This window comes from Lacihabitans sp. LS3-19 (assembly GCF_024343575.1).
GTDB lineage: Bacteria > Bacteroidota > Bacteroidia > Cytophagales > Spirosomataceae > Leadbetterella.
The window spans coordinates 1-9,183 of the sequence record NZ_RJUA01000032.1; the positions used below are offsets into that span (position 1 = coordinate 1).

A 9,183-nucleotide genomic window follows, 5' to 3' on the forward strand; every position below is an offset into this window, starting at 1 on the left:
CAACATTCGGCGATAATGAAGAAATGTTTTTAGAAAGGCTCAAATCCGCAATCTGAGGAACAGGCGTAACGGAGTCATAATCATCCTCTGAAGGAACATCATTGTCAGGTGTAGAGTTCGGGTCAAACTGGTCAGAAGCAATCACTTGAGCGACATTGGTAAAAGAAACACCAACACCAGGAGCCAAAACAGTAGCCTCATAAGTAAGTACCACAGAACCACCCGAAGCGATAGATAAACCACTCCAAGTCAAAGTATCGTTGGCAAAAACACCAGCACCACTGATATTGGCAATCGAGCCATAACCATTTGGAATAGCATCTTCTATAGCCACATTTGTAGCTGCATCAGGACCAGCATTGGAAACTGTAACCGTAAATGTTACCACATCCCCAACATTAGGAGAAGTATTACTTACTGTTTTTGAAAGGCTCAAATTTGATTCTTGTGGTACAGTAGTAACAGAGCCTTGGTCGTCCTCTGTAGGATTGTCATTACTCGGTGTACTATTTGGGTCGTATTGGTCTGAAGAAGTGATCTGAGCTGTATTTGTATAATTTACACCTACAAAAGGAGCTTTAACTTTAACTTTATAAGTTAAGACTAAATTTGCACCATTTTGAATTGTTAAGTTATTCCAGTTAGCAGTATTTCCCGTAATTATTCCGCCATTACTAACATTGGAAAGGTCAGAATATCCATTTGGTGTTATATCTTCTACACTTACATTGGTGGCGTCGTTTGGCCCAGCATTATATAAAGTTAAAGTAAAAGTGATAGTATCACCAACATTTGGATTTGTATTGCTTGTGGCTTTTGTGATACTCAAATTGGCTACATTAGGGACTGTCGTAACCTGAGATTGATCATCTTCTCCTTGTACATTATTTCCAGGCGTACTGTTCGGGTCAAATTGGTCAACATCCATAATTTGAACAATGTTGGTGTAGTTTGTTCCCGGAATTGGCTCATTTACAGTTGCCTGATAGGTCAAAGTTTGAGATGCTCCATTTGCCAAACTCAAAATACTCCATTCAAGATTACTTCCAACCACGGTGCCAGAATTGCTAACATTTGTGATACTAGAATAGCCATTCGGTATAGCATCTTGAATCAAAATATTTGTTGCATCATTTGGACCCGCATTACTTACCGTAATAGTAAATGTAACCACATCCCCAGTATTTGGATTCAAATTGTCAACTTGCTTCAAAATACTCAAATTGGCCTCTTCAGGTACAGCAGTTACTTCAGATTGGTCGTCTTCACTTGGGTTATTATTATTTGGTGAACTATTTGGGTCGTATTGGTCAGAGGCTGTTACTTGTGCAACGTTTTTATGAGAAATACCTACACCGGGTTGTAAAACAGTAGCTTGATATGTCAATGAAACGGATGCCCCGTTTGCAATAGCCGCTAAATTCCACTTTAAACTATTTCCAGTTAAAACTCCAGAATTACTGATGTTGATAATGTTTGAATATCCATTTGGAACGATATCTTCTATTTCAACATTTGTGGCTGATTCAGGTCCTGCATTGCTTACAGTAACAGTAAAAGTAACCATATCTCCTGCCAAAGGATTTATGTCATTTATTTGTTTCGTCAAACTAAGGTTAGCTACTTGTGGAACTAAAGTAATTTCCGACTGATCATCTTCTCCTGAATTATTATTGTTCGGCGTACTGTTTGGGTCATATTCATCAACGCTGCTTATTTGTGCAATATTTGTAAATGATACTCCTGAAGTAGGTGCTAAAACAGTTGCTTGATAAGTGAAATCTTGAGAATTTCCATTGCTTAAACTAGCCAAATTCCAAGTAATAGTATTTCCTGATAAACTTCCAGAATTGCTAATATTTGAAATATTAGAATAACCATTTGGTAGTAAATCTGTTATTTCGATATTGTTGGCAGCATCTGGTCCTGCATTATTTACAGATATTGTAAAAGTTACAACTTCCCCAACTTGCGGATTTAAAATATTTGAAGTTTTAGACAAACTCAAATTAGCAACTCTTGGCACCGAAGTTACCTGATCTTGGTCATCTTCTGTTGGAATGTCATTGTTAGGAATACTGTTTGGGTCAAACTGGTCTGAAGCAATAATTTGGGCAATATTTGTAAAATTCACTCCTAATGTGGGAGCATTAACTTGGGCTTGATAAGTTAAAACTAAATCTGCACCATTTGCTATATTGGCTACGTTCCAATTAATTACGCTACCCGATAAAATTCCCGAATTATTTATATTGCTAATATTTGAATATCCGTTTGGAACAATATCTTCAATCGCAACATTGGTTGCTTGGTCTGGTCCAGAGTTATGTAGTGTTATTGTAAATGTAACAATGTCACCTACGTTTGGATTGCTATCATTTATTTGTTTGGTCAAACTAAGATTAGCTCCTTGTAAAGTGGCTGTTATTTGTGCTTGGTCATCCTCTGTACTGATATTGTTGTTTGGGCTACTATCTGGGTCATACTGATCCGATGCCGAGACTTGTGCTATATTTGTATGACTTATTCCTACTCCTGGTGCTAAAACAGAGACTTGATATGTGAAAGTTTGGCTACTTCCATTTGGTAAATTGGCGATATTCCAATTGATTATATTGCCAGTTAATGTTCCACCTCCACTAATATTTGAGATAGTGCTAAAACCATTTGCAACTTCGTTCGCTAGCGAAACATTGGTGGCATTATCAGGCCCATCATTAAATACCGTAACGGTAAATGTAACCACCTCGCCCACATTTGGCAATACATTACTGATTTGTTTTGTTACTCTTAAATCAGCAACTTGAGGTATTGCACTTGCACTTGCTTGGTCGTCTTCTGTCGCAATATTATTATTAGGCGTACTGTCTAAATCTTGCTCTGATGCTGCCAATACTTGGGCTGTAGTCGTATAAGTAACACCTACCAACGGTGGTTCTACAGTAGCTTGATATGTCATAATTTGGCTACTTGCATTGGCAATATTTGCAAATGTCCATGTTATAATATTACCAGCTAAAGATCCTCCACTGCTAATATTCGTAATATTTGAATATCCATTTGGAATCACATTTACAACTTGCACATTTGTGGCTGGACTTAAATCTGCGTTTTCTAGATTTACTGTAAATGTCACCACATCTCCAACATTCGGCGTTGGGTCATTTATTTGATTACTAAGCGATAAGTCAATAATTGGAATAGGTACCGGAGCAGCACTACTCGTATTGTTTAAAAGGTTAACGTCTGGCTGATCTCCAGCTATACTTGCCGTATTTAGATAACCACCAGGAGCAATTACTTTAGCTGAAATCAATAAATTTTCACTAGCTCCATTTATCATATTTCCAAGATTCCAACTCGTACCAACCCAAGTTCCAGCGGTAGCAGTAACGCCAATAAGATCATATCCTGTTGGTAAAACATCGGTAACTATTACATTAGAAGCATCCGTTGGGCCATTATTAGTAGCGGTCACAGTAAATACAACTGTATCTCCAACATAAGGATTAGGGATATCTACTGTTTTTACTACAGCAAGGTCAGTCACTGCTAAGCCAAAGTTATTACTACAAGTACCTTGTCCAGCTTTTGTAAACGAGGCTGTATAATATCCTGTTGGAGAAGGACTAGGATAAGTCAGAGAATATCCAGCAGGAATTGGTTGAGCCAATTGAACGGCATATTTTCCAGGCAAAGGTTGCAAATAATCTACTTTGATATTGTCAAAATAAACCACATCACCAGGAATCATGAGTGAACTTCCAGAGGTTACAAATCTTATAGTTGTATTAGCAGACATAAAATTGCTAATATCAAAATTCAATGTTCCAGTTTGATTTCCATCAGCTCCAGTAAATCTTTTTAATAGGTGCCAACTTGACGGTGAGGCTGAGTTTGCTATTTGTAAATCAACATAGTCATTTACCTGTAAATCTAGATTTTGCTCGCTATAGTTTAACGAAAGGTTTGCAGAAATAGCATCAACAATATTTAAACTTCTATATGCACCACTTACCAATCCAGCATTTGATTGAATACTCAAACCTGAAATATTAGAGATTTGGATATTGTTTTGTCCAAAAGTACCTAAGTCACCTATTTTAGTCCAACTTGTAGTCCAAGGTGTCGATCCGTTACTTTGGTTGGCTACAGCACTGAAATTAAATTGATCTAAATAATTTAGGACACTCGTTGCAGGATTTATTTCAAATGAATAATATCCATTGCCATCTGTTACTTGCGTATCAATAATTGGCTCACCAATATCTAGTATTCCGTTATTATTTAAATCAGAGAATAGATTTACACTTGTGTTATTTAAGCCATTTTCGCCTATTCCAAAAATTCCATTGTTGTTATAATCTATAAAAACCGAACCATTTATCTCGTTGATGTATGGAGAAGATGCACATGATACTGTAACATTCACTAATGCAATATCACAAATCAAAGGGTCTTCTAAACTACAAACATTATATTCAAATTGGTCAGTACCTGTAAATCCTTGATTTGGAACATATTTAATTGTACCATTCGTATTAACGCTAACTGTACCATTCGAAGGCGTAATAGTTACACCAATAAATGAGACTTTACTTGTATCAGGAATACCCACTATGTCATTTGCTAATACATTGATGTTTATGTCTTTATCTATTGAAGTAAAAGCATTGTCGTCACTTGCAATAAGTCTTGGTAAAACACCTAAAAAGTTATCTTTATCACAAACACCTAAGACATTAAATATCGCAGTTTGGGTATTTAGAAGCGAAGGAATATATGCACCATTTGTGTTACCAGTGTTAACTTTGGCAACATAGCATATAGGAGGGTTTTTATAAAAAGATAATTCAATATTATCTATCCAAAAGAAATCGTCAGTTGATACAGAGCCGTTTGTGATGAACTGTAAAGTATTTACCCCGTTTGCATTGTAAGCAGTTATTGGTAAATAGACATTGGTATAATTTATATCAGTTCCAACAGCTAGACCATCGTTTAAAGTAAATACCGTAGAGCCGTTTATTAAAACGTTTACTCCTTCACCCTGTCTGTCAAGTCCTTGTCTACGATAACTAAACTTCAATACTGCACTTAAAGTGTTATTGAAAGTTAAAGCTCTGTTGATTCCATTTGTTGGCCCAGACAATCTTATTGCGTTGCCCATTCCGCCAGACGAAGCATCTGGTATTATTCTAACATCTCCTGTATTTAAATTACCGTCATCACCAGATTCCGTCCAATTGTTGTTCCAGTTTAATCCACCATCATTTCCTGAAAAACTGGCTGTTGGTTCAAAATCATCTCTAGCATTATTTCCGTCTTTTGTACTAAAAGAATAATTTCCGTTAATGTCAGAAACAGTTGATTCGGTGATTCCTTCACCCGGATCAATTACTCCATTGCAGTTTGCGTCAATATACAAATCAACCTGAACACCACGAGCTGACCGCTCACCATTATAGGTGCTATTATCAGGTAACGACTCTACAAATACTTTTCCTCTAAATAAGTTTTCGTTTGCATTGGCAATACATGTTGAAACTCTTACTTTCACCAAAGCCACATCACAAATTCCAGGGTATTCTATTGAACATAGTCTATACTCAAACTGGTCTGTTCCTTGGAATCCATTGTTTGGCGTATAGGTAACTGTTCCATCTGGATTAATAACAACAGTTCCGTTACTTGGTTGTAATAATCCTAATGTTGAAACCGATTGTGGATTAGGCGTACATAAAAAACCATAATCATTGTTTCGAATTTCAATTATTACAGGTGTATTGGGTTCGGTATCCGTAATGTCATCATTGGCAATTATCAATTGTTGTAAACACCGTGGTTCCATTACATAACCCACGTCCATTCCTGGTGAACCTGGAGGTGCTCCATTTGGGTTTTGTCCCCATACAGCGGCTATTTTTGTGCCGTCACAAGTAAATACTGCTAAACCTGTTTGGTCATTGTCTACATCCAATATTTTGTAAGATTGCAAAGCTGTTATGGGTACGGCAATATCATAAGGCATTCCACAAGGGCTAATAGTGGCAGATTGAGATGCTAAATTACCATCATATTTTATATAGATAGTAGTTGCTGTTGGAGCAGTAACCCAAACTGGGTTGTAATTTCCAGTTCCATTACTACTTCCAGGAGCCCAAGCAACACTTGCAAAAGTAGATAACCTATTTTCTGGAATCATATTAAACGACCAGTCGTAAGCAGAACCATCCGTGTCGGCATCAAAAACAGCTACAGCAGTGAATGCTTCTCCATTTCTACTTTTAAACTTATAAGCATTTGCTAAATTTAAATCTAAAAATCCTTTCCCTTTACCTGCAATCACAAATGAACCAGAATTAGAAGTGCCAGAATTCCAATCAATGGTAATTGGGGATGATAAATTGTTCGTAAAAAAGGCATATACTGGGGCAGTACTTAAGGTAGTATGAGCTGGTGAGAAATAGGTGTCGCCATAAAAATTACCAGGCAAAAGAGCCATGTTTCTAGTTCCATAACTATCAATACCACCAAATACAACATCTACGCCGAAATTGTTTGTTGAAGTAAGGATAGCACCAGATTTTATGTCATTGCTGTTGTTGATATCTGTAATAACACCAGGGGTAGAAGCCGTTCCATCATATAACCATACATCACCTTCATTTAAAACCGGTGATGAAATATCAATATTTCCATCTGCATTATAGTCTAAGTTAACTACCGTGCCGTTTTCAGAGGCTCTAATAAATATACCAGTGTATTTAAAAGCTGAGGTTGGAGAAGTGCCGAGCGTATTATCCTCTCCAAAAGGAATTACGAAAAACTTACCAAACCTAGTTATGTCGAATACGTTAGTTTTTACGTTTTGAACGTCAAAATTATTACTTCCAGCCCCATAACCCGCATCACCTGAAATTTTTGAGATTGCTATGTCATTAGAACTTAGGATTTTATCTTTTCCATCAAAAACAAATTGTGCGGTATTTCTAGGATTGTATCTAAAGTGATTATCGATTAATATATAGCCTCCTGCAGGAATAATATCCGTAGGATAACCCGGTGCAAATCCATTGTTTAAAATACCATCTCCCCAAATTTCGGTTGTTGATTGAGTTGGAATAGTAATATCTGCTTCATATCCATCTTCCCAATGATCATAGGTAATGATATTACCAGGGTAAGGAATTTTGATACTTACCACGGTTCTTACAGAGTCACTTAAATAACTTACGCTACCTGCACTCCAAAGAGATTTTCTCAAGTAACTTGTATTTTCTGGAAATGGTAAATAGAAAATCTTACTTTTTGTTGCCTCTGAACATGGGTCATTTAAAGCTTCGTCAATTTGAACATTTACTGTTGCTTGAGAGCAACAAGAAGTTGAACCAGTTGAACAAACGCTATACGTAAATTGATCCACTCCATAGAAGTTACCATTTGGAAGATAAGTAATTTCACCATTTGTACCTATTTGGATAAAACCATTGTTAGGTTGAGTTACGATGGTAACTTTGGTAGGATCTTTATCTCCTAAATCATTATTAAGTACTGGCAAAATTAAAGGAGTTCCTTGTTGGCCAACGCCACTATCATTTACCGCTTGAATATAAATCGTGTTTATAGTATGTGTACTAGATCTTGGGCCGTTACATCCTGTTGCAGTTGCTGTAATTGTTGAATTTCCAGTCCAAGTTGACAAAAAAGTAATAGCTCCTGTGGCTGAATTTATAGTATTACCAAAAGACAAACTTGTCGCATCTAAAGCATAAGTCATGCCTGTAGAGTTGGTTGAAGTTGCAGTATAAGTTATAGAACCAGCAGTTTGACATCTAACAGAATTTGTTCCCAAAGTAAATACTGGTAAACCTACAGTCGGCGTAACAGTAATAGTATGAATTGTTGATTTTGGACCACTACATCCAGATGCAATTGCAGTAACTCTTGTTGTACCATTCCATCCAGCTGAATAAGTTACTATTCCTGTATTGGCGTCAATGGTATTTCCACCTGCTAAACTTATTCCATCTAAAGTATATGTTAAAGAAGTCTGATTAGTTGAAGTTGCATGATAAGTTACATTTCCTGCACCTTGGCATCTAGTACTTGTTAAACCTAAGTCGAAAACTGGACTAGTAACCGATGGTGTGGTTGAAATAGTATGTGACTGTACGGTTGGTCCATAACATCCAGATGCAGTGGCGGTCACTGTTGAGTTTCCTGTCCAGCCAGCTACAAAAGTGACACTGCCTGTTGATGCATTTATAGTATTTCCTCCACTTAAACTAATGGCATCTAAAGTATAAACTATGCCTGTAGTATTTGTGGCGGTTGCTGAATAAACATTTGCTCCTGCTCCTTGACATCTTATAGAACTTGCACCCAAACCAAAAACCGGAGTAAGTACAGCCAAATTAGTAGTAACAGTATGTGTTGCAGTTTTGGGGCCATTACATCCAGTAGCGGTTACTGTAATGATAGATACTCCAGACCAATTTACATCAAATGTAACTTCTCCAGTGTTTGAGTTAATGGTATTTCCATTACTTAAACTGGTATTGTCTAAGATATAACTTATACCAGTATTATTAGTGGCAGTTGCCGAATAAGTAACATTTCCTGCCGCAATACATCTGCTTGAAGTACTACCCATTGCAAAAATAGGATTTCCGACTGTTGGGGTTGTAGTAATGGCATGTGTAGAGGTCAAAGGGCCCGAGCATCCCGCTGCTGAAGCTGTCACAGTAGAGTTTCCTGACCAACCTGCTACAAAAGTAACTACTCCTGTACTTGAGTTTATGGTATTTCCTGCACCCAAACTTGTCGCATCCAATGAATATGATATGCTTGTTGAATTTAATGCAGTCGCAGAATAATTTACACCTCCTGCTCCTTGGCATCTTGTTGAATTTGCTCCTAATGTAAAAATTGGAGCCTGAACTGGCTGATTTGTCGTAGCATTATGAACAGTACTTTTTGGACCATTGCAACCTTGAGCTGTAACAGTTATTTGCGTTGTTCCAGACCAACCTGCAGCATAAGTTACTTCCCCAGTAGTAGCGTTAATGGTATTTCCAGCAAGTATACTCGCAACATCCATTGAATAGCTTATTCCAGTGTTATTACTTGCGGTAGCTGTATAAAATACGCTTCCAGCAGCTTGACATCTAATAGAGGTTA

Annotated in this window: 1 protein-coding gene; it reads right to left on the reverse strand. The window is 37.2% G+C overall.

The window, feature by feature from the left end:
- The coding region (locus EGI22_RS14940) for an Ig-like domain-containing protein (RefSeq protein ID WP_255069270.1) at positions 1–9,183 on the reverse strand (9,183 nt) is incomplete at both ends.